Annotated in this window: 19 protein-coding genes; 12 read left to right on the top strand and 7 right to left on the bottom strand. The window is 73.7% G+C overall.

All coding sequences use genetic code 11. The features are described from left to right. Window positions 1-4 precede the first annotated feature (4 nt). The 6 genes from IG63_RS0117085 (at window position 5) to IG63_RS0117055 (ending at window position 6,261) form a co-directional block, all read left to right on the top strand. Complete coding sequence (locus IG63_RS0117085; protein WP_245604483.1) at window positions 5-1,432, top strand: NCS2 family permease; 1,428 nt, start codon at window positions 5-7, stop codon at window positions 1,430-1,432. Between the two features lie 306 nt (window positions 1,433-1,738). Further along, on the top strand, window positions 1,739-2,191 hold the full coding sequence (locus tag IG63_RS0117080; protein WP_030485558.1) for a MarR family winged helix-turn-helix transcriptional regulator: 453 nt from the start codon (window positions 1,739-1,741) through the stop codon (window positions 2,189-2,191). A gap of 25 nt (window positions 2,192-2,216) precedes the next feature. Next, window positions 2,217-3,512, top strand: a complete 1,296-nt coding sequence (locus IG63_RS0117075) for an MFS transporter (protein WP_051707054.1) — start codon at window positions 2,217-2,219, stop codon at window positions 3,510-3,512. A gap of 126 nt (window positions 3,513-3,638) precedes the next feature. Next, window positions 3,639-4,835: an SAM-dependent methyltransferase gene (locus tag IG63_RS0117065; protein ID WP_030485556.1), complete on the top strand. Its 1,197-nt coding sequence runs from the start codon at window positions 3,639-3,641 to the stop codon at window positions 4,833-4,835. Further along, window positions 4,832-5,755, top strand: coding sequence for a hypothetical protein (locus tag IG63_RS0117060; protein ID WP_030485555.1), 924 nt, complete (start codon window positions 4,832-4,834; stop codon window positions 5,753-5,755). The genes IG63_RS0117065 and IG63_RS0117060 overlap by 4 nt, the downstream gene beginning before the upstream one ends. Next, window positions 5,752-6,261, top strand: coding sequence for an O-acetyl-ADP-ribose deacetylase (locus IG63_RS0117055; protein ID WP_030485554.1), 510 nt, complete (start codon window positions 5,752-5,754; stop codon window positions 6,259-6,261). The genes IG63_RS0117060 and IG63_RS0117055 overlap by 4 nt, the downstream gene beginning before the upstream one ends. Window positions 6,262-6,352: 91 nt before the next feature. Here IG63_RS0117055 and serC read toward each other — a convergent pair whose 3' ends face one another. Next, entirely contained in the window at window positions 6,353-7,474 is a 1,122-nt protein-coding gene (gene serC, locus IG63_RS0117050; protein ID WP_030485553.1) for a phosphoserine transaminase, read from the bottom strand. An 18-nt stretch (window positions 7,475-7,492) separates the two neighbouring features. Here serC and IG63_RS0117045 point away from each other — a divergent pair, with 18 nt between their 5' ends. Beyond that, window positions 7,493-8,020 (top strand): GNAT family N-acetyltransferase, encoded by a 528-nt coding sequence (locus tag IG63_RS0117045; protein WP_051707053.1) that lies wholly within the window; start codon window positions 7,493-7,495, stop codon window positions 8,018-8,020. A gap of 26 nt (window positions 8,021-8,046) precedes the next feature. After that, window positions 8,047-8,643, top strand: a complete 597-nt coding sequence (locus IG63_RS0117040; protein ID WP_030485551.1) for a VldE C-terminal domain-containing protein — start codon at window positions 8,047-8,049, stop codon at window positions 8,641-8,643. Window positions 8,644-8,652: 9 nt separating this feature from the next. Here the strand turns inward: IG63_RS0117040 and IG63_RS0117035 are convergent, their stop codons facing one another. Beyond that, window positions 8,653-9,756: a citrate synthase 2 gene (locus tag IG63_RS0117035; RefSeq protein ID WP_030485550.1), complete on the bottom strand. Its 1,104-nt coding sequence runs from the start codon at window positions 9,754-9,756 to the stop codon at window positions 8,653-8,655. Between the two features lie 173 nt (window positions 9,757-9,929). On the opposite strand from IG63_RS0117035, the gene pdxH reads away from it, so the two are divergent. Beyond that, window positions 9,930-10,592, top strand: a complete 663-nt coding sequence (gene pdxH / locus IG63_RS0117030) for a pyridoxamine 5'-phosphate oxidase (RefSeq protein WP_030485549.1) — start codon at window positions 9,930-9,932, stop codon at window positions 10,590-10,592. Window positions 10,593-10,727: 135 nt separating this feature from the next. Here the strand turns inward: pdxH and IG63_RS0117025 are convergent, their stop codons facing one another. After that, a complete protein-coding gene (locus tag IG63_RS0117025) occupies window positions 10,728-10,967 on the bottom strand; it encodes a hypothetical protein (protein WP_157210260.1) in 240 nt (79 codons plus the stop codon). A 309-nt stretch (window positions 10,968-11,276) separates the two neighbouring features. Between IG63_RS0117025 and IG63_RS0117020 the strand changes: the two genes are divergently transcribed. Further along, window positions 11,277-11,735 carry a MarR family winged helix-turn-helix transcriptional regulator gene (locus tag IG63_RS0117020; RefSeq protein WP_030485547.1) on the top strand — a complete coding sequence of 153 codons (459 nt, stop codon included), beginning with the start codon at window positions 11,277-11,279 and terminating at the stop codon, window positions 11,733-11,735. Between the two features lie 29 nt (window positions 11,736-11,764). Here IG63_RS0117020 and IG63_RS0117015 read toward each other — a convergent pair whose 3' ends face one another. From IG63_RS0117015 to IG63_RS0117005, 3 genes are read right to left on the bottom strand one after another with little or no spacing between them, the layout of a single operon-like run. Next, a complete protein-coding gene (locus tag IG63_RS0117015) occupies window positions 11,765-12,946 on the bottom strand; it encodes an acyl-CoA dehydrogenase family protein (RefSeq protein ID WP_030485546.1) in 1,182 nt (393 codons plus the stop codon). Continuing rightward, the gene (locus IG63_RS0117010; RefSeq protein ID WP_030485545.1) at window positions 12,943-13,947 is read right to left on the bottom strand and encodes a TAXI family TRAP transporter solute-binding subunit; all 1,005 of its coding nucleotides are present in this window, start codon (window positions 13,945-13,947) and stop codon (window positions 12,943-12,945) included. Before IG63_RS0117010 ends, IG63_RS0117015 begins: the two co-directional genes overlap by 4 nt. Further along, entirely contained in the window at window positions 13,944-16,109 is a 2,166-nt protein-coding gene (locus tag IG63_RS0117005) for a TRAP transporter permease (RefSeq protein ID WP_051707052.1), read from the bottom strand. The genes IG63_RS0117010 and IG63_RS0117005 overlap by 4 nt, the downstream gene beginning before the upstream one ends. A gap of 101 nt (window positions 16,110-16,210) precedes the next feature. On the opposite strand from IG63_RS0117005, the gene IG63_RS0117000 reads away from it, so the two are divergent. Together IG63_RS0117000 and IG63_RS0116995 are read left to right on the top strand one after the other, a co-directional pair. Then, window positions 16,211-16,894, top strand: a complete 684-nt coding sequence (locus IG63_RS0117000; protein WP_030485543.1) for a response regulator transcription factor — start codon at window positions 16,211-16,213, stop codon at window positions 16,892-16,894. After that, window positions 16,879-18,267, top strand: coding sequence for a sensor histidine kinase (locus IG63_RS0116995; protein ID WP_030485542.1), 1,389 nt, complete (start codon window positions 16,879-16,881; stop codon window positions 18,265-18,267). The genes IG63_RS0117000 and IG63_RS0116995 overlap by 16 nt, the downstream gene beginning before the upstream one ends. On the opposite strand, the gene IG63_RS0116990 is transcribed toward IG63_RS0116995, so the two are convergent. After that, window positions 18,243-19,247 (bottom strand): TAXI family TRAP transporter solute-binding subunit, encoded by a 1,005-nt coding sequence (locus IG63_RS0116990; RefSeq protein ID WP_051707051.1) that lies wholly within the window; start codon window positions 19,245-19,247, stop codon window positions 18,243-18,245. The two genes, IG63_RS0116995 and IG63_RS0116990, sit on opposite strands and share 25 nt — an antisense overlap. Window positions 19,248-19,276: the final 29 nt, after the last annotated feature.

Raw genomic sequence — 19,276 nt, 5'->3', positions numbered from 1 at the left:
CCTCGTGGACCAGTTCTTCAAGATCAGCGAGCGCGGCTCGACCGTCGGCCGCGAGGTGCGCGGCGGCATCGTCACCTTCTTCACGATGGCCTACATCATCGTGCTCAACCCGCTCATCCTCGGCAACGCCACCGACGTCGACGGCAACTACCTCGGCGGTGGCACGGCCGGCCCCAACATCGCGATGATCGCGGCCGGCACGGCGCTGGTCGCCGGCGTGCTCACCCTCGCGATGGGCCTGGTCGCCAACTACCCCCTCGCCCTGGCGACGGGCCTGGGGCTCAACGCCTTCGTCGCCTTCGCGCTGGCCTCGCAGATGACCTGGGCCGACGCCATGGGCCTGGTCGTGCTCGAGGGCCTGATCATCCTGGTCCTGGTGCTCACCGGCTTCCGCGAGGCGGTCTTCCACGCCGTGCCGGCCCAGCTCAAGATCGCGATCTCGGTCGGCATCGGTCTCTTCATCGCCCTGATCGGCTTTGTCGACGCGGGCTTCGTGACCCGCATCCCCGACGCCGCCAACACCACGGTCCCGCTGCAGCTCGGTGCGTCCGGTCAGCTCTCCGGCTGGCCCGTGCTCGTCTTCGCCGTCGGCCTCGCCCTCGTGGTGGCGCTGTGGGTGCTGCGGGTCAAGGGCGCCATCCTGATCTCGATCGCGGTCACCACCGTGCTCGCGATCGTGGTCGAGGCCGTGGGCGGGCTCGGCCCGGCGGTCGAGAACGCCGGTGGTTGGAGCCTCACCGTGCCGTCGCTGCCGAGCAAGGTGCTCGAGCTGCCCGACTTCGCGACGCTGGGGGAGTTCAACCTCTTCGGCTCCGTCGACCGGATCGGCGTCGTCGCCGTCGCGCTGCTCGTCTTCACCCTGATGCTGGCCGACTTCTTCGACACCATGGGCACGATGACCGCCATCGGCGCCGAGGCCGGGCTGCTCGACGAGACCGGCACCCCGCCCCACACCCGCCGCATCCTGGTGGTCGACTCGGTCGCCGCGGCCGCGGGCGGTGCGGCCGGGGTGTCGTCCAACACCTCCTACATCGAGTCCGCCGCGGGTGTCGGTGAGGGCGCGCGCACCGGCCTGGCCTCCGTGGTCACCGGCGTCTGCTTCCTGCTGTCGGTCTTCCTCTCCCCGCTGGTGGCCGTCATCCCGCTCGAGGCGGCGGTGCCGGCCCTGGTCCTCGTCGGCTTCCTGATGATGCAGCAGGTCAAGGGCATCGACTGGGACGACGTCGACATCGCCATCCCCGCCTTCCTGACCATCGTGCTGATGCCCTTCACCTACTCGATCACCGTCGGCATCGGCGCCGGCTTCCTGGCGTGGGTGCTGATCAAGGTGGTGCGCGGCCGCCTCGGCGCCATCCACCCCCTGATGTGGGTCATCGCCCTCCTCTTCGTCGCCTACTTCGCGATCGACCCCCTCACCCGCCTGCTCACCTGACCCGCCGACCCGCCTCACCTGCACGCCCATCCGCCTCAGATGCACACCCATCCGCCTCAGATGCCTGCATGTGAGGCGGGTCGGCGTGCATATGGGGCGGGTCGGCGTGCATTCGGGGCGGGTCGGCGTGGGTCGGGGGCGGGCCGGGGTGGGTCCCTCGCGGGGTCTCGAGGCTTCGGCACCGGCCCTCGTTCCTCGGGCCGGTGTCTCGCACCTCGACCTCCCGGCCTGTTCGGAGGGTTCGCCAGCTCACCCTCCGGGCCGTGAGAAATAGTTAGCAGGGGTAATGAGTTACAGTAAACAACCATGACTCCCACCGTGCAGGCTGCCTCGCGCACCGACACCGGGCTCGCCTCCGAGCTCCGGCTCTCGGTGATGCGGCTGTCGCGACGGCTGCGCAGCGAGCGCGAGCCCGGCAACCCGCTCAGCGTCGCGGCGCTGAGCGCGCTCGGGATCCTCTTCCGCGAGGGCGACTGCACCGTGGGTGCGCTCGCCGCGCACGAGCGGGTGCAGCCGCCGTCGATGACCCGCACGGTCAACGGCCTGGTCGAAGAGGGGTACGCCGTGCGCCGCCCCCACGAGACCGACGGCCGGGTGGTCGTGGTGTCGCTGACCGAGAAGGGCCGCGAGGTCCTCCTCGCCGACCGCCGCCGGCGCGACGCCTGGCTGGCCCGCCGGCTGCGCGCCTTCACCCCCGACGAGCGCGAGCTGCTGCGGCAGGCCGCACCCCTGATCCACCGACTGGCGACCGACGACTGAGAGCCGGCCACCGAGAAAGGCACGATTGAGTCCCACCTTCCGCTCCCTGCGGATCCGCAACTACCGCCTGTACGCCGCAGGCGGCGTCGTCTCCAACACCGGCACCTGGATGCAGCGCGTCGCGCAGGACTGGCTCGTGGTCGTCCTCGCCACCGGCGCCGGCGGCATCGGTGTCGGCACCGCGCTCGGTGTCACGACCGGGCTGCAGTTCCTGCCCGCCCTGCTGCTCTCGCCGTACGCCGGCCTGGTCGCCGACCGGATGAGCAAGCTGCGACTGCTGCAGATCACCCAGGCCGTCATGGGCGTCACCGCGCTCGTGCTGGCGGCGCTCGCCATCTCCGGCGCCGCGCAGGTCTGGCACGTGTGGGTGATCGCCTTCGTCTTCGGCATCGGCTCGGCCTTCGACGCCCCGGCGCGCCAGAGCTTCGTCAGCGAGATGGTCGGCGCCGACGACCTGACCAACGCGGTGGGGCTGAACTCCGCGTCCTTCAACGCCGCTCGCCTGCTCGGCCCGGCCATCGCCGGCCTGCTGATCGCGGCCTTCGGTGGCGGCGCCCAGGCCGCCGGCTGGGTGATCCTGCTCAACGGCGTCAGCTACGCCGCGGTGATCCTGGCGCTGCGGGCGATGTCGCCCGACCAGCTCAACCGTGCGCCCGTCGAGCCGCGCCACAAGGGGCAGATCCGCGACGCGATGCGCTACCTGCGCGGTCGTCCCGACCTGATGCTCGTGCTGGGCGTCATCGGCGTCACCGGCGCCTTCGGCCTGAACTTCCAGATGACCTCGGCGATGATGACCACCCAGGTCTTCGGCCTCGGCGCCACGGAGTACGGCATCCTCGGCTCGATCCTCGCGGTCGGCTCGCTGACCGGCGCGCTGATGGCCGCGCGCCGCACCCGGGTGCGGCTGCGGCTGGTGGTCGGCTCGGCGCTGGCCTTCTCCGCAGTCGAGATCGCCGCGGGCCTGAGCCCGACCTTCCTGGTCTACGCGCTGCTCGCGCCGTTCCTCGGCTTCTTCGCGCTCACGATGATCACGGCGGCCAACACCACGATCCAGCTCGCCACGGCCCCGCAGCTGCGGGGGCGGGTGATGGCGATCTACGTGATGGTGCTGATGGGCGGCACGCCGCTCGGCTCGCCCTTCATCGGCTGGCTCGGTGAGGTCATGGGCGCTCGCTGGACGCTGCTCGGGGGCGGCCTGCTGACCCTCACGGGCGTGCTGGTCTCGATGGCCCTCTTCGCCCGCGGTGCCGCGCTCGACCGCGACGTCGAGGTGCGCCGCGGCCTGCCCGACGAGGCCGCCGACCCAGTCGGGGCCCGGTGAATAGACTCGCCCCCATGCACCCCCGCTACCGCCGGCTGGTCATCCCTGTCGCGCTCGGGGGGCTGATCCTCATCGTGGTCGTCGCCGCCTTGACCAAGTGATCCCGCGCGCGGGAGGGTCGCCGCGATGACCGGGTCGCTGGAGGACGCCCTCGCGCTGCTGCGCGAGCAGGTCCTCGACGACGAGCACCTGGTGCGGGCGCTGGCCGGCGGACGTCGCAAGGGGCGCCCCGCGCCGCTGCGGTCCCGCGTCGAGCTGCGCTGGGTCGACCTCAAGGCCGGGCGACGGCTGCAGGTGACGGCCTACGACGAGACCCAGGCCCACACCACCAACCACGCCGACGCCGCCGCAGCCCTCGACGAGCTGCTGGCCGAGCCCTACGCCAACTGGCACGTCGAGACCACGACGCGCACCCACCAGCTGCGCGTCACCAAGAAGGGGCAGGCGCTCCTGCACTCGCGCGACGAGGTCCGCGAGGCGGCGCGGCGACGCGAGCACGACCGGTCGAAGGAGCGCCTCCTCGACCCGGCCAGCCCGGTGCTGCGGGAGCTCGGCATCACCGACGCGCAGGGTCGCACCAAGCCGTCGCGGCAGGCCAAGCTCCGCCAGGTCGAGCAGCTGGTGCGCGAGCTGGCCGCGGCGCTCTCCGACGCGCAGGCCACCGGCGCGGTGCGCACGCCCACGCCCGAGGACCCGCTGCGCGTCGTCGACCTCGGCTGCGGCAACGCCTACCTGACCTTCGCCGCGCACGCGTGGCTGGCCGACCAGCTGCCCGTGCGCCTCACCGGGGTCGACGTCAAGGAGCAGTCACGCCGCCACAACACCGACCTGGCCGAGCGCCTGGGGGTGGCCGGCGAGGTCGACTTCGTGCAGGCCGGCATCGGCGACGCCGAGCTGCCGCAGCCGCCCGACGTGGTGCTCGCGCTGCACGCCTGCGACACCGCCACCGACGACGCCCTGGCGCGCGCGGTCTCCTGGCGGGCCGGTCTCGTGCTCGCCGCGCCCTGCTGCCACCACGACGTCTCCGCGCAGCTGCGCGCCGCACGACCGCCCACGGCGTACGCCGCCCTGGTGCGCGACGGCATCCTGCGCGAGCGCTTCGCCGACACCCTGACCGACGCGCTGCGGGCCTCGCTGCTGCGGCGGCACGGCTACCGGGTCGACGTCGTGGAGTTCGTGGAGAGCACCCACACGCCCCGCAACACCCTGCTCCGGGCGGTGCGCACCGGCGCGCCCGAGCGCGACGACGACCGGGCGGCGTACGACGAGCTCGTGGACGCCTGGGGTCTCCGGCCGGCCCTCGCGGAGCGGCTGGACCCGTGAGCGCGGCCGGCACGGCGGTGCTGGTGCTCGCGCTGGCGCTGCCGGCGGCAGCGGCGGACGCCGAGCGCGCCTACCGCTGGCAGGACGAGCGGATCGCGGAGAGCAGCGGGCTGGTCGTGGTCGGCGACACCCTCGTCACCGCCAACGACAGCGGCGACGCCGCCCGGCTCTTCGTCGTCGACCGCCGGGGGCGGACCCTGCGGACGGTGGCCTACGACGCGCCGGTGCGCGACGTCGAGGCGCTCGCCCCCGCCGGCCCCGACCACGTCTGGGTCGCCGACGTCGGCGACAACGCCCGCGCCCGCAGCGACCTCGCGCTGCACCGCGTCCGCCTCTCCGACGGCGCGACGCAGACCTACCCGGTGGCCTACGCCGACGGGCGCGCCCGCGACGCGGAGTCGCTGGTGGCGCTGCCCTCGGGCCGGCTGGCGGTGGTCGAGAAGGGCCTGCTGGGCGGTCAGGTCTTCCGGTCCGCGCCCTCGCTGGTCGAGGGCGAGGTCAACGTGCTCTCGCCGGTCGGCCGGGTGCGCGAGGTCGCGACCGACGCGGCGTACGACCCGGGCTCGGGCCGGGTGCTGGTGCGCGGCTACGCCTCGATGGGCGCCTACGACCTGCCGGACTGGGACGACGTGGCCTCCGTCGCGCTGCCCGAGCAGCCCCAGGGCGAGGCGCTCGCGGTGGACGGCGACGGCGTGCTGCTGGGCAGCGAAGGGGTCGGCACGACGGTGTGGCGGCTGCCGGTCCCCGAGCCGGCCCCCTCGTCACCCCCTCCGGCGGCCGACGCGCCGGGGGAGACGAGCGTGACGGGCTACGCGATCGACGTACGACCTCTGGGCGCGGCGGCCGGGGTGGGCCTGCTCGCGCTGGGTACGGCGCTCGTGCTGCGCCGACGCGCGGCCCGACGACGGGAGCGGCGATGAGGCTCGAGGTGGTGCGCGGCGACATCACCGCGCAGGAGACCGACGCGGTGGTCAACGCGGCCAACCGCGCGATGCGCGGCGGCGGAGGCGTCGACGGCGCGATCCACCGGGCGGGCGGACCCGCCGTCCTGGAGGACTGCGTGCGCCGCTTCCCCCACGGCCTGGCCACGGGCGAGGCCGGCTGGACGACCGGCGGCGACCTGCCCGCCCGCTGGGTGATCCACGTGGTGGGCCCCAACCACGCCGCCGGCCAGCGCGACCGCCGCCTGCTGACCTCGTGCTACGCCCGCGCTCTCGCCGTCGCCGACGAGCTCGGCGCCCGCTCGGTCGCCTTCCCGCTCGTCTCGGCCGGGATCTACGGCTGGCCCCTCGACGACGCCGCCCTGGCCGCGGTCGAGACCCTGCTCGGCACCCGCACCCAGGTCGAGGAGTCCCGCCTGGTCGCCTTCGACGGCACGATCGAGGCGCTGCTGCGGGAGACCGTGGCCCGGGCTGCGCTGGAGTGACGAATTCACCGGCCGGCCGGTGACTTTGCCACTGGCGTGACGATATTTCGGCGCGCCAGTGGCAGTTTCACCGGCCGGCCGGTGAATTTGGTCAGCTCCGGTGACGCGTGAGGTGGCCGACGACGTCGTCGATGCACGCGGTCAGGGCCTCGACGTCGGAGGTCTCGACGGCGGGGAAGGTCGCGATGCGCAGCTGGTTGCGGCCGAGCTTGCGGTAGGGCTCGACGTCGACGACGCCGTTGGCGCGCAGCACGGCCGCCACCTCGGCGGCGTCGACGCCCTCGAGGTCGACGGTCGTGACCACCAGGCTGCGGGCCTCCGGGTCGGCGACGAAGGGGGTGGCGTACGGCGTGCGGGCCACCCAGTCGTGCACCACGCCGGACGACGCCGTGGTGCGGCGGACCATCGCCTCCAACCCGCCCTCGGCGAGCATCCAGTCGACCTGCTCGGCGAGCAGGAAGAGCGTCGCGACGGCCGGGGTGTTGAGGGTCTGGTCCTTGCGGGAGTTGTCGATCGCCTGCACCAGGTCGACCGAGGGCGGCACCCAGCGCTCGCGGGACAGCCGCTCGGCACGCTCGATCGCGGCGGGGGAGAGCACGGCGACCCAGAGGCCGCCGTCGGAGGCGAAGCACTTCTGCGGCGCGAAGTAGTAGGCGTCGGTCTCGGCGACGTCGACCGGGAGGCCCCCGGCGCCCGAGGTGGCGTCGACGAGGACCAGCGCGCCGCCGTCGCCGACACGGCCCACGGACGACATCACGCCGGTGGAGGTCTCGTTGTGCACGTAGGCGTAGGTGTCGACGCCCTCCTCGGCCTCGGGCAGCACCAGGCCGCCGGGCTCCGCGCGGCGTACGGACGGCTCGGCGAGGAACGGCGCGGCGGCCACCGCGTCGGCGAGCTTGCCACCGAACTCGCCGAGCACCACGTGCTGCGCCCGCGACTCCACCAGCGCGAGCACCGCGGCGTCCCAGAAGGCGTGCGTGCCGCCGTTGCCGAGCACCACCTCGTGGCCGTCGGGCAGGGCGAGCAGCTCGCCGAGCCCCTCGCGCACGCGGCGCACGAGCGCCTTGACCGGGGCCTGGCGGTGCGAGGTGCCCATCAGTGCGCTGCCGGTGGCGGCCAGGGCCTCGAGCCGGCTCGTCGGCACCTTCGAGGGGCCGGAGCCGAAGCGTCCGTCACGGGGGAGGGTGTCCTGCGAGATGACGTAGTCGGGCACGGCCCTAGTCTCGCAGTCGTGCCCGAGGTCCCCACGTGGCGTGTCGTACGCCGGTCACTCGACCACCCCGATGCCGCTGCCCTGGTCGAGGAGGTGCAGCTGGAGTACGTCGCCCGCTACGGCAGCCGCGACGAGACCCCGATCGACCCGGCCTACTTCGAGCCCCCCGACGGCGCCTTCTTCGTCGGCTACCTCGACGGCGAGCCGGTGGCGACGGGGGCGTGGCGGCGTACGGACGTGACCGTCGACGGCGTCGCGTCGGTGGTCGAGGTCAAGCGGATGTACGTCGCCCCGCGGGCCCAGCGCCGTGGCCTGGCGCGGCTGCTGCTCGGGCACCTCGAGCGCACCGCCGCGGTGGCGGGTGCGGGGGCGGTGGTGCTCGAGACCGGCATGCGCCAGCCCGAGGCGATCGCGCTCTACACCTCCAGCGGCTACGAGGAGGTGCCGAAGTTCGGCTACTACCGCGACTCGCCGCTCTCGCGGTGCTTCGGCAAGCGGCTCGTGGACTTGCCGGAACTGCGGACAAATCGGACGGCATCGACGTAGCGTGTCGGGGATCCCGGAGGTCTCCCGTGCTTCGTCGTCTCGTCCCGCTGCTCGTCCTCGCCCTGCTCGCCGGCTCGTTGGGACTGCTGCCGACCGCGGCCGCGGCCGACGACGGCGCGACGCGGGTGGAGGGCTACGCCCCCTACGACGGCCAGACCCGCTGCTCGCCGAAGGCCAAGCCGGGGGCGGTCGCGATGCGCGCCTGGACCGTCGACCGCTTCGGCGGCCGTGCCGGCGGCATCTCGCGCGCCTGCAGCAAGGGCGTCTCGGAGCACAAGGAGGGCCGCGCCTTCGACTGGACCGTCACCGCGAAGAAGAAGAAGGACCGGCTGCGGGTGCGCAAGCTGCTCCGCACCCTCTTCGCCGAGGGGCCGAGCGGGGAGGCACACGAGCTCGCGCGCCGCATGGGCGTCATGTACGTCATCTGGGACGACCGCATGTGGGCGTCGTACCGCGGCTTCGAGCCCAGCCCCTACGTCTCGAGCGGCTGCAACGCCAAGAAGCTGCGGAAGTGCTCGGCCACGCTGCGCCACCGCGACCACGTGCACGTCTCGCTCTCCCGCAAGGGCGGCCGCGCCAAGACCAGCTGGTACGCCACGCCCGAGGGCCGCAGCTACCGCTGAGCCTCCCCGTCAGGCCGACCAGTCGGCCGTCCAGCCGTCGACGGAGTCGGCGGGGCGCTCGCTGGGGCCGGCGTAGACGGCGGAGGGGCGGATCAGTCGGCCGGTCTGCTTCTGCTCCAGGATGTGGGCCGACCAGCCGCCGGTGCGCGCGCAGGTGAACATCGAGGTGAACATGCGGGCCGGGACCTCGGCGAAGTCGAGCACGATCGCGGCCCAGAACTCCACGTTGGTCTCGAGCACGCGGTCCGGACGGCGCTCGCGCAGCTCGGCCAGCGCCGCCTTCTCCAGCCGCTCGGCGACCTCGTAGCGCGGGGCGTCGAGCTCGCGGGCGGTACGCCGCAGCACGCGGGCGCGCGGGTCCTCGGCGCGGTAGACGCGGTGACCGAAGCCCATCAGCCGCTCGCCGCGGTCGAGCAGGCCCTTGACGTAGCCCTCGGCGTCGCCGGAGCGCTCGACCTCCTCGATCATGCCGAGCACCCGCGAGGGGGCCCCGCCGTGCAGCGGCCCGCTCATCGCGCCGATCGCGCCGGAGAAGGCCGCGGCGACGTCGGCGCCGGTCGAGGTGATCACGCGCGCGGTGAAGGTCGAGGCGTTCATGCCGTGCTCGGCCGCCGAGCTCCAGTAGGCGTCGATCGCCTTGACGTGCCCCGGGTCGGCCTCGCCCTTCCAGCGGATCAGGAAGCGCTCGGCGAGGCTGCGCCCCTCGTCGACCTCGCGCTGGGGCACGATCGGCTGGCCGATGCCGCGCGCGGACTGCGCGGCGTACGACAGCACCATCACGGCGATGCGCGACAGGTCGGTGCGCGCCTGCTCGTCGGAGATGTCGTAGGTCTGCCCCATGCCGAGCATCGGCGCGAGCATCGCCACGCCGGCCTGCACGTCGGCGCGCACGTCGCCGGTGTGGATGGGCAGGTTGTAGGGCTCGGCGGGCGGCAGCCCCGGGTCGTAGGCGCCGTCGATCAGCAGGCCCCAGACCTTCTCGAAGGGGACCCGCCCCACCAGCTCCTCGATGTCCACGCCGCGGTAGCGCAGCGCCGACCCTTCCTTGTCGGGCTCGGCGATCTGCGTCTCGAAGGCGACGACGCCCTCGAGCCCGTGGTGCACCTCGGTCATGGGGACTCCCTCGTGTGGGCGGTCGGGTGATGGTCGTCACGCGTCTGCGCATTGTGCACCGACCCGCGCCGTCACGGCAGGGGAGTGGCCCGCGCGCTGCTGGTGACCGTGAGGACATGGGTGACATCTCCGCGCGGAGGAGTGGCCCGCGCGCTGCTGGATACCGTGAGGACATGGGTGACACCTCCGCGCGGCTCGCCGCGCTGCGACGGGAGTACGGCGACGCCGGGCTCGACGTGGGCGACGTGGGCGAGGACCCGGTCGCGGCCTTCGAGGGCTGGCTGCAGCAGGCGATCGACTCGGGGCTCCACGAGCCCAACGCGATGGTGGTGAGCACGGTGACGCCGGACGGCCGACCCGACTCGCGCATGGTGCTGCTCAAGGGCGTCGACGCGCGCGGCTTCGTCTTCTACACCAACTACGGCTCGGCCAAGGGCGAGCAGCTGGCGGCGACCCCGTACGCGGCGCTGCTCTTCCCCTGGCACGACCTGCAGCGCCAGGTGCGGGTCCAGGGACCCGTGGCGCGGGTCACCCGCGAGGAGACCGAGGCCTACTGGGCCCAGCGGCCGCGCGGCTCGCAGCTGGGCGCGGTGGCCTCGCCGCAGTCACGCGAGGTCGCCTCGCGCGCGGAGCTCGACGCGCTGCAGCGGGAGGCCGAGGAGCGCCACGGAGACGCGGACGCCGAGGGTGACGTGCCGGTGCCCGAGCACTGGGGCGGCTACCGGGTCGCTCCCGAGACCGTCGAGCTCTGGCAGGGGCGCAAGGGCCGGATGCACGACCGCCTGGTCTTCCGCCGCGACGGCGAGGGCTGGCGGGTCGTGCGGCTGGCGCCATAGCCCCACGGGGTCACCCGACCGGGTCCGTGAACTCGAGCCGTGACCTGGGTCACGCTCGCGCGTTGCACCAGGTGTCCGCGGCGCGGGGGCCGGGGACCGACCGCGAGGGCGCGGGCCCCGGACCAGCTCCCCGGCTCAGCTCGCGTCGCCGCCGGAGCCGTAGTCGGCCTGGTCGGCGTCGAGCGGAGCCGTCTCGGGCCCGCCCTCGCGGTCCTGACCGATGGCGTCGTCCTCGTCGCCGGTCTGCTCCGGGTGCCGGGCCAGCGGGTTGTCCTCGCTCGGCTGCAGGTCCTTGGGCAGCTGGTCGTCGCCGACCTCGCCCACCGCCCCGGTCTCCTCGGAGTCGTGTGCCTGCTCGCGCTCGCTCTCGCTCATGCACGCGTCGTACCCCGTCGACGGCTCCCGCATAACCCGTTGTCCGAGACGTCGTGGCGACCTACCGTGGTGGGACACGGGAAAGGAGGTGGTCCGAGTAATGAGTTGCTCCAGGACGCGTGAGGTGGCTGCCCACTAGCAGCGACCATCCAGCGTGATCGCGCTGGTGAAACCACAGCAGTCACCCGACCCGCAGGCGCGCCGGGACCGTCCCCCGGTCAGGTCCACCCGGACCACGCCTGCGGGTCGCTGCGTCCCACGACCCGGCGCGGCGCTGGCGACGTGGCGGCGGTGTATAGGGTCACCGCCATGGTCGAGAGCAGCACCATCCTCGCGCTGGAGCACGAGATGAGCGTGCTCGTCCGCCGGTTGCGACGCCGCATCGCCGAGCGCGCCCGGCTGGTCCACCCCGACCTGTCACCGGTCGGCTACTCGATGCTGATGGCGCTGCACGACGCCGGGCCGCAGCGTGCCAGCGCCCTGGTCGACCTCTTCGGCATCGACAAGGGCGCGGTGAGCCGACAGGTGCAGCTGCTCATCGAGCTCGGCATGATCGAACGCAAGCCCGACCTCGCCGACGGCCGCGCGCAGATCCTCACCATCAGCGAGCTCGGCCGCGAGCGCCTCGACGCCGTGGCCGCGGCCCGGCGGGTCGAGCTCACCGAGAAGCTCGGTGGCTGGAGCGATGCCGACCTCGGCGACTTCGTGGCGATGCTGGCGCGCTACAACGCCTCCGCCGCGGCAGCCGCCGAGGCCGACGCCGGCTGAGCCCTCCCCGAGCGAGGCTCAGCCGGCGGTCAGCGGAAGGCGCTGTGACCGGTGAGCGCCTGGCCGATGACGAGCTGGTGCACCTCGCTGGTGCCCTCGTAGGTGAGCACCGACTCCAGGTTGTTGGCGTGCCGCATCATCGGATACTCCTGCGTGATCCCGGCGGCCCCCAGCACCGTGCGGCACTCGCGGGCGACCGCCAGGGCCTCGCGCACGTTGTTGAGCTTGCCCAGCGAGACCTGCTCGGGCCGCAGCCGCCCGGCGTCCTTGAGCCGCCCGAGGTGCAGCGCCAGCAGCATCCCCTTGCCCAGCTCCAGGGAGCAGTCGGCCAGCTTGGCCTGGGTGAGCTGGTAGGCCGAGAGCGAGCGCCCGAAGACCTGGCGCTCCTCGGCGTAGGCCAGCGCCACCTCGAGGCAGTCGCGGGCCGCCCCGAGGGCACCGAAGACGATCCCGAAGCGGGCCTCCCCGAGGCACGACAGCGGGCCGGCGAGCCCATCGGCCTCGGGCAGCATCGCCGAGGCGGGGAGGCGGGCGCCGTCGAGCACGAGCTCGGAGGTCACCGACGCCCGCAGCGACATCTTGCGGGTGATCTCGGGGGCGCTGAAGCCCGGCGTGTCGGTCGGGACGACGAAGCCGCGCACGCGGTCGCGCCCGTCGACCTCGGTCTGGGCCCAGACCACGGCGACGTCGGCCACCGAGCCGTTGGTGATCCACATCTTCGTGCCCGAGAGCACCCAGTCGTCGCCGTCGCGGCGGGCGCGGGTGCGCATGCTGCCGGGGTCGGAGCCGGCGTCGGGCTCGGTCAGGCCGAAGCACCCGATGGCCTCGCCCGCCGCCATCCGCGGCAGCCACTCCTGCTTGTGCTCCTCGCTGCCCCAGCGGTGCAGGGCGTACATCGCGAGCGAGCCCTGCACCGAGACCAGCGAGCGCAGGCCGGAGTCGCCGGCCTCGAGCTCCAGGCAGGCCAGGCCGTACGCCGTCGCGCTGGTGCCGGCGCAGCCGTAGCCCTCCAGGTGCATGCCGAGCACGCCCAGGTCGCCGAGCTCGGTGGCCAGCTCGCGCACCGGGAGCGACGCAGCCTCGTACCAGCCGCCGACCTCGGGCCGGACCCGCTCGTCGACGAAGCGGCGTACGGCGTCGCGCATCGCGCGCTCCTCGTCGTCGAGGAGCGTGTCGACCGCGAAGAGCTCGAAGGGGGAGCGCCCCGTCACCGGAGGTCCTCGAAGGCACGCTCGGAGCCGGGGTGCAGCGGGATCGGGTCGGTCTCGGCGCCGTCCTCGACGGTGATGTCGGCGACGGCGGGGTGCACGTCGGCGAGCTTGTCGGTCTCGCCGAAGGTGAGCGAGGTCAGGGCGCACGCCACGTTGTCGCGCATGTCGTCGCGCACCAGCAGGTGGTTGGCCGTGAGGATCGCTGGGGCGTCCTCGGGCAGGTCGTAGGTGTCGGCCGGCACCGTGGCCTCCTCGTAGACGGGGCTGATTTCCTGGAGATTCTCCAGCTCCGAGGTCGGGTCGACGAAGCGCACCTTGTCGCCGAGCGAGGTGAAGAGGTCGGTGAGCGCCGGCGTGGGCAGGCCGCCGGACCAGACGAGCGCGTCGATGCTGCCGTCCTTCATGCCCTCGACGGTCTTGGTGAGGTCGAGGCGCTGTGCGCGGACGTCGTCCATGCTCATGCCGGCGGACTCGATCAGGCGGGTGGCGATCACCTCGGTGCCCGACTGCGGCGAGCCGGTCGAGATGGTCTTGCCCTCGAAGTCGGCGATCGACTCGATGCCGCTGTCGGCGCGGGCGACGACCTGCGTGTAGTTGGGGTAGATCCGGCCGAGGGACGCGATGTCCTGCGCCCCGTCGAAGTCGCCCTCGCCGTTGACGGCGTCGGCCGCGGTGTCGGCCAGCGAGAAGGCGATGTCGTAGTCGCCCGCGACGAGCTGCTGGATGTTCTGCACCGAGGCGCCCGTCTCCGCGGAGCTGGCCTGGATGTCGGTCTCGTCGTTGATCAGCTGCGCCAGCCCACCGCCGACGACGAAGTAGACGCCGGTGGAGTTGCCGGTGGCGATGTTGAGCCGGCCGCTGCCGGCCTCGCAGCTGTCCTCCTCGACGTCGGCGCCGGCGTCGCCCCCACCCTGCTGTCCGCCGCAGGCGGCGAGCAGGGTGCCGGCGAGCAGCGTGGCGGTCGCGAGGGCGGGCTTGCGGGTCCAGCGGTCGAGCTTCATGCGACGGTCTCCTTCGAGGGGGTGGGCGAGGTGGGTGCGGGATCGGCGGGTGGACGGAGCAGGTGGGAGGCGACGGCGACGGCGAGGAGGGCGAGGCCGATCCCCACGGCGACGGGCTCGAGGTAGAGCAGCAGCCCGGCCGCGGGCAGGCACAGCCAGCGCTCGTGCACCCGCGCGGGCCGCACCATCCAGCCGGTGGTGACCACGGCGAGCGCGACGACCGCGAGGCCGCAGACGAGGGCGGCGAGGAGCACCTGCGGCAGGTCGCCGCGTGCCAGCAGGAGCGAGCCGTTGTCGGTCACGACGAAGGCCATCGGGGCGAGGAAGGCCGGCAGGGTGTACTTGCAGGCCTGCATCATCGTGGGGATCACCCGGCCGCCGGTGATGGCGGCCGAGGCCACGGCCGCGAGCGCCGTCGGCGGCGAGACCTCCGAGAGCACGGCGTAGTAGAAGATGAACATCGCGACCTCGGGGCCACCCACGCCCATGGCGATCAGCGCCGGACCGATGACGACCCAGCTGAGGATGAAGGACGCCGTCACCGGCACCGCGAGCCCGAGCACCAGGATCGCCAGCGCCGAGAAGAGCGCGGTGAGCACCAGGGCGGTCGCGGCGTTGGGGGCGAGCGCCTCCGCGGCGTTGACCAGCGCGTCGGCGAGCACCTGGCCCAGGCCGGTCTTGGCGATCACCGAGGTGATCACGCCGGCGCTGGCGCAGACGGCGATCACCGGGATGGCCGAGCGGATGCCGCCGGAGAGGGCGTCGTAGAGGCGGGCGACGTAGGCCCGCAGCGAGTCGGGGAGCGGCAGCGGCCGGCGCGACTCGTCGTCGGCGGCGACGACCTCCTCCTCCAGCGTGGTGACCACGGGGCGCCGCGAGAGCACCGCCTCGGCGAGGCCGAAGAGCGCGGCGACGCCGGTGGCGTAGACGACCGCCTTGAAGGGCGGGATGTCGACGGCGAGGAAGAAGACGATGACGGCCAGGGAGAGGAAGTGGTAGCCGCCGCGCAGCAGCAGCCGCAGCGGGCTGCCGACGGCCAGCTCGACCCGCTTGGCGCCGAAGCGGCGGGCGTCGATCTCGACCGCCACGAAGATGCCGAGGTAGTAGAGGAAGGTCGGCACCAGCGCCCAGCCGAGCACCGAGAGGTAGGAGACGCCCAGGTACTCCGCGATGATGAAGGCCGCCGCACCGAGCGTCGGCGGCGACAGGATCGCCCCGATGCCGCTCGCCGCGAGCATGCCGCCGGCCGACTCGCGCGGGTAGCCCGCCTTCTGCAGGATCGGCCACGAGAAGGAGCCGAGCGTCACCGCGGTGGCGGTGCCGGAGCCGGAGACCGTGCCGAGCAGGAAGCCCGAGGTCGCGACGGTGCGCCCGGGAGCGGTGCGCGACTTGCGGAAGAGCGAGAAGGCGAACTCCACGAAGAAGCGCCCCGCGCCCATCCGCTCGAGCACCGCGCCGTAGATCGTGAAGAGCACGATGTAGGTCGCCGCCACGTCGAGCGGGACGCCGAAGAAGCCGCTCGCCTCGTTGTAGAGGCTGTTGACGATTTGCGAGATGTCCATGCCGATGTGGCTGATCGACCAGTCGACCGGCAGGTAGCCGCCGTAGAAGGCGTAGCAGAAGAAGAGGACGCAGACCGCCGGCAGCACCAGGCCGGTCGTGCGCCGCGCCGCCTCGAGCACCAGGACGGTGAGGACCAGCCCCATGGCGACGTCGAGGCTGGTCAGGGTGCCCTGCCGGTCGAGGAAGCCGGTGTAGCCACCGAAGCCCAGGTCCGACGGCGGCAGGGGGAGCACCGGGTAGAGCCCGACCACCAGCGCGGCCAGTGCCAGCAGGTAGTCCAGCGGCCCAGGGTCATCGCCGGGGTCGTTCTTCTCGGCGTCGGCGGGGCGCTTGCGGGCCCGCGCCCGGTAGCAGACGAAGGCGAGCGGCAGCGTCACCGCGAGGAAGAGCACCAGGTAGTACTGGCTGCCTTGGCGCGCCGGGAAGAAGACCTGGCGCAGCACGAAGAGCGCGACCAGGAAGCACCAGGCGCCGACCAGCATCTCCAGCCGCGGCGAGAGCCGGCGTCCCGGTCGCTCCTCGTCATCGTACGCGGCGAGCTGCGGTGTGTCCGGGGCGCCGCGGTCGTCGGGGACCTCGGTGGCGGTGCGGGTGGGCATGACTCGTGAACCTAGGGACGTGACGACGGTCACAGGCAGGGTCAGGGGCGCAGATTTAACACAGTCTTGACATTGCCGCCGACCACCAGTGGGGTCGCGCCATGCGCATCCTGCTCGTCGAGGACGACGACCGCGTCGTCGCGGCGCTCACCCCGGCGCTGCGGCGCGCGAGCCTCTACGTCGAGCGCGCCGCCACCGCGGCCGAGGCGCTCCCGCTCGTGGAGGACGCCGACCTGGTGCTGCTCGACATGGGGCTCCCGGACCGGGACGGGATCGCGCTGGCCACGCAGATCCGCGAGGTCAGCGCGGTGCCGATCATCGCCGTGACGGCGCGGCGCGAGGAGTCGAGCGTGGTCGCGGCGCTGCGCGCCGGGGTCGACGACTACGTCGTGAAGCCCTACCGCCTGGCCGAGCTGATGGCCCGGATGGAGGCGGTGCTGCGCCGCAGCGGCCGGCAGCCGGCGGGACCGGTGACCGAGCACGGCGGGCTGCGCGTCGACCTGGAGGCACGGGAGGCCTACGTCGACGACGCGGCGGTGCCGCTGGCCCCCAAGGAGCTCGAGCTGCTGGCGCTGCTGGTGCGCAACGGCGGCGGCGTGGTGACCCGCGCCGAGATCATGGAGTCGATCTGGCAGACCTCGTGGGTCGGCTCGTCGCGCACGGTCGACGTGCACGTGGCGCACCTGCGCGCCAAGCTCGGCCGACCCGAGCTCATCACCACGGTGCGGGGCGTGGGCTACCGGCTGGCCGCGGTCGCCGTGGGAGAGCCGTGCGCCGACGGCTGACGATCGTCGCGGGAGCATTGCTGGCGCTGCTCCTGGTGACGCTGATGGCGCCGCTGCTGGCGGCGTACGCCGAGGAGCGCACGCAGGACGCCTTCGTCACGCGGCTGACCGACGTCAACCGCTTCGCCGTGCTCGCCCAGGACGCGCTGGAGGAGGACGCCGACACGGGGCTGGAGTCGGACCTGGTGCGCTACGCGGAGGTCTACGGCGGCACCGTGGTGGTGACCGACGCCGACCGCCGGGTGGCGGCGCGCTCGGGCGACCTGACGCTCGACGACGCCCGCGTCGCGGAGGCGGTCGACCTGGCCCTCGACGGCACGGCCACGCCGGCGCCGGGCACGGTGTGGCCCTGGGGCCGGTCGAGCTTCGTGGTCGCCTCCCCGGCGGGCCGCGACGCCCAGGTGCTCGGCGCGGTCGTGCTGGTGGCCCCGACCGACCAGGTGCGCCGCGACGTGGGCGTCCGGATGGCGTGGCTGGTGCTCGCCGGGCTCGCGCTGCTGGCCGTGGTCGTGCTCGCCTCGGTCGGCCGCTTCGTCGGCTGGATCCTGCGCCCGGTGCACGACCTCGACGCCGCCGCGCTGCGGCTGGCGGAGGGGGAGGTCGGCACCCGCGTGCCCGCGACGACCGGGCCGCCGGAGCTGCGCCACCTGGCGCGGTCCTTCAACGAGATGGCCGACCACGTGGAGACCTCCCAGCGGCAGCAGCGCGAGCTGATCGCCGACGCCTCGCACCAGCTCGGCAACCCGCTGACCGCACTGCGGCTGCGGGTGGAGAACCTGCGCTCGGAGCCCGACCCGGAGGAGGCCGACCGGGCGCTGGAGGAGGCCGACCGGCTGAGCTCGATCGTCGACTCGCTGCTCGACCTCAGCCAGGTCGGCGCGGAGGCGGCCGTGCCCGCGCCCGTCGAGGTCGTCGCCCAGGCCCGTCGCCGGGTCGAGCTGTGGGAGCCCGCGCTGCACGCGGTCGAGCTGCACGCCCCCGATCGGCTGCACGCGCTGGCCACCCCCGACCTGGTCGACCTGGTGCTCGACGCGCTGCTCGACAACGCCGCGAAGTTCGCCCCCGGCGAGCGGGTCGAGGTCTCGCTGGTCGCCCGGGCCGACGAGGCGGTGCTCACGGTGCGCGACCACGGCCCGGGCCTGCGGGCCGACGACGTGGGCAAGGTGGGGGCCCGCTTCTTCCGCGGCCGCGACCACCAGAACGTCGCGGGCACCGGCCTCGGCCTGGCGATCGTGCGGGCGCGGGTCGAGGACTCCGGCGGCTCCTTCGCCGTCGCGAGCCCGCCCGACGGCGGGCTCGCGGTGACGGTCCGGCTCCCGCTCGCGCCCGTGGCGGCCCACGGGATCGCTCAGTCGCGCAGCCCGCGGAAGTAGCGCAGCGCGCCCGGGTGCAGCGCGAGCGGGTTGGTGAAGATGCCGGCGGCGACCGTGGGCTGGCGGATCTCCGGGGCGAGCCGCTGCACGGCGTCCTGGGCCTCGAAGAGCACGCGCGTCACGGCGTACGCCGCGTCGTCGCCGAGGTCGCGCCGGGCGACCAGGTAGTTCTTCACGCTGAGGGTGTCGACGCCGTCGGCGAGGTCGTAGGTGGAGGCGGGGATCGGCCCGGCGACGTACTCCGGCCCGTGCGCGGTCACCATCGGCACCACCAGGTCGCGCAGCGAGAGCAGCCGCACCGGCGTCCCGGCGGCGAGGTCGTCGATGGTGGCGTTGGGGAGGCCGCTGACGAAGAAGAAGGCGTCGAGCCCGCCCGCCGCCAGCGCCTCGGCGTCGTCGCGCAGGCTGGCGTCGGTCGGGGTGACCGCGTCCGCCGGGACGCCCGCGGCGGCCAGCAGCCGCTGCGCGACCACCCGGGTGCCCGACGCCGGCCCGCCGAGCCCCACGCGGCGTCCGCGCAGGTCGCCCAGGGCCCGCACCGGGGACGCGGCGGGCACCACCACGTGCACGAAGCTGTCGTAGGTGCGGGTCAGGGCGACCACGTCGACCGGGGCGTCGAAGGCCCCGTCGCCTCGGCTCGCGTCGGCGGCGGTGTCGCCCAGGGAGAAGCCGAGGTCGGCGTCGCCCGCCGAGACCAGCCGGAGGTTCTCCACCGACGCGTCGGTGGCGCGGGTGAGCACCCGGACGCCGTCGAGCCGCTGCTCGAGCACTCGTGCCAGCGCCCCGCCGTACGCGTCGAAGACGCCGCCGGGGTTGCCGGTCGCGAGCACCAGCTCGGTGCCGCCCAGCTCGGCCCACTCCTGGGTGCCGCAGCCCGGCAGCAGCACCGCGCCGGCCGCGGCGCCGAGGACGGCGCGACGGGAGACGGCCTGTCGGGACCCCGCGCGGAGCGAGCCACGGGGGGACAGGGGGCTGGGCATGGCCTCACCTTGGCGGCCCGTCAGGGGCA

Origin of the sequence: Nocardioides aequoreus (assembly GCF_000720335.1) — a bacterium.
GTDB lineage: Bacteria > Actinomycetota > Actinomycetes > Propionibacteriales > Nocardioidaceae > Marmoricola > Marmoricola aequoreus.
Note: the sequence above shows the minus strand (reverse complement) of the source record. Positions and strands in the feature narration are given on the sequence as shown.

Coding starts and splice junctions, on each gene's coding strand:
- IG63_RS0117080 (WP_030485558.1), top strand. CDS start 1,739: ATGACTCCCACCGTGCAGGCTGCCTCGCGCACCGACACCGGGCTCGCC.
- IG63_RS0117065 (WP_030485556.1), top strand. CDS start 3,639: ATGACCGGGTCGCTGGAGGACGCCCTCGCGCTGCTGCGCGAGCAGGTC.
- IG63_RS0117055 (WP_030485554.1), top strand. CDS start 5,752: ATGAGGCTCGAGGTGGTGCGCGGCGACATCACCGCGCAGGAGACCGAC.
- IG63_RS0117035 (WP_030485550.1), bottom strand. CDS start 9,756: ATGACCGAGGTGCACCACGGGCTCGAGGGCGTCGTCGCCTTCGAGACG.
- pdxH (WP_030485549.1), top strand. CDS start 9,930: ATGGGTGACACCTCCGCGCGGCTCGCCGCGCTGCGACGGGAGTACGGC.
- IG63_RS0117025 (WP_157210260.1), bottom strand. CDS start 10,967: ATGAGCGAGAGCGAGCGCGAGCAGGCACACGACTCCGAGGAGACCGGG.
- IG63_RS0117020 (WP_030485547.1), top strand. CDS start 11,277: ATGGTCGAGAGCAGCACCATCCTCGCGCTGGAGCACGAGATGAGCGTG.
- IG63_RS0117010 (WP_030485545.1), bottom strand. CDS start 13,947: ATGAAGCTCGACCGCTGGACCCGCAAGCCCGCCCTCGCGACCGCCACG.
- IG63_RS0117005 (WP_051707052.1), bottom strand. CDS start 16,109: ATGCCCACCCGCACCGCCACCGAGGTCCCCGACGACCGCGGCGCCCCG.
- IG63_RS0117000 (WP_030485543.1), top strand. CDS start 16,211: ATGCGCATCCTGCTCGTCGAGGACGACGACCGCGTCGTCGCGGCGCTC.
- IG63_RS0116990 (WP_051707051.1), bottom strand. CDS start 19,247: ATGCCCAGCCCCCTGTCCCCCCGTGGCTCGCTCCGCGCGGGGTCCCGA.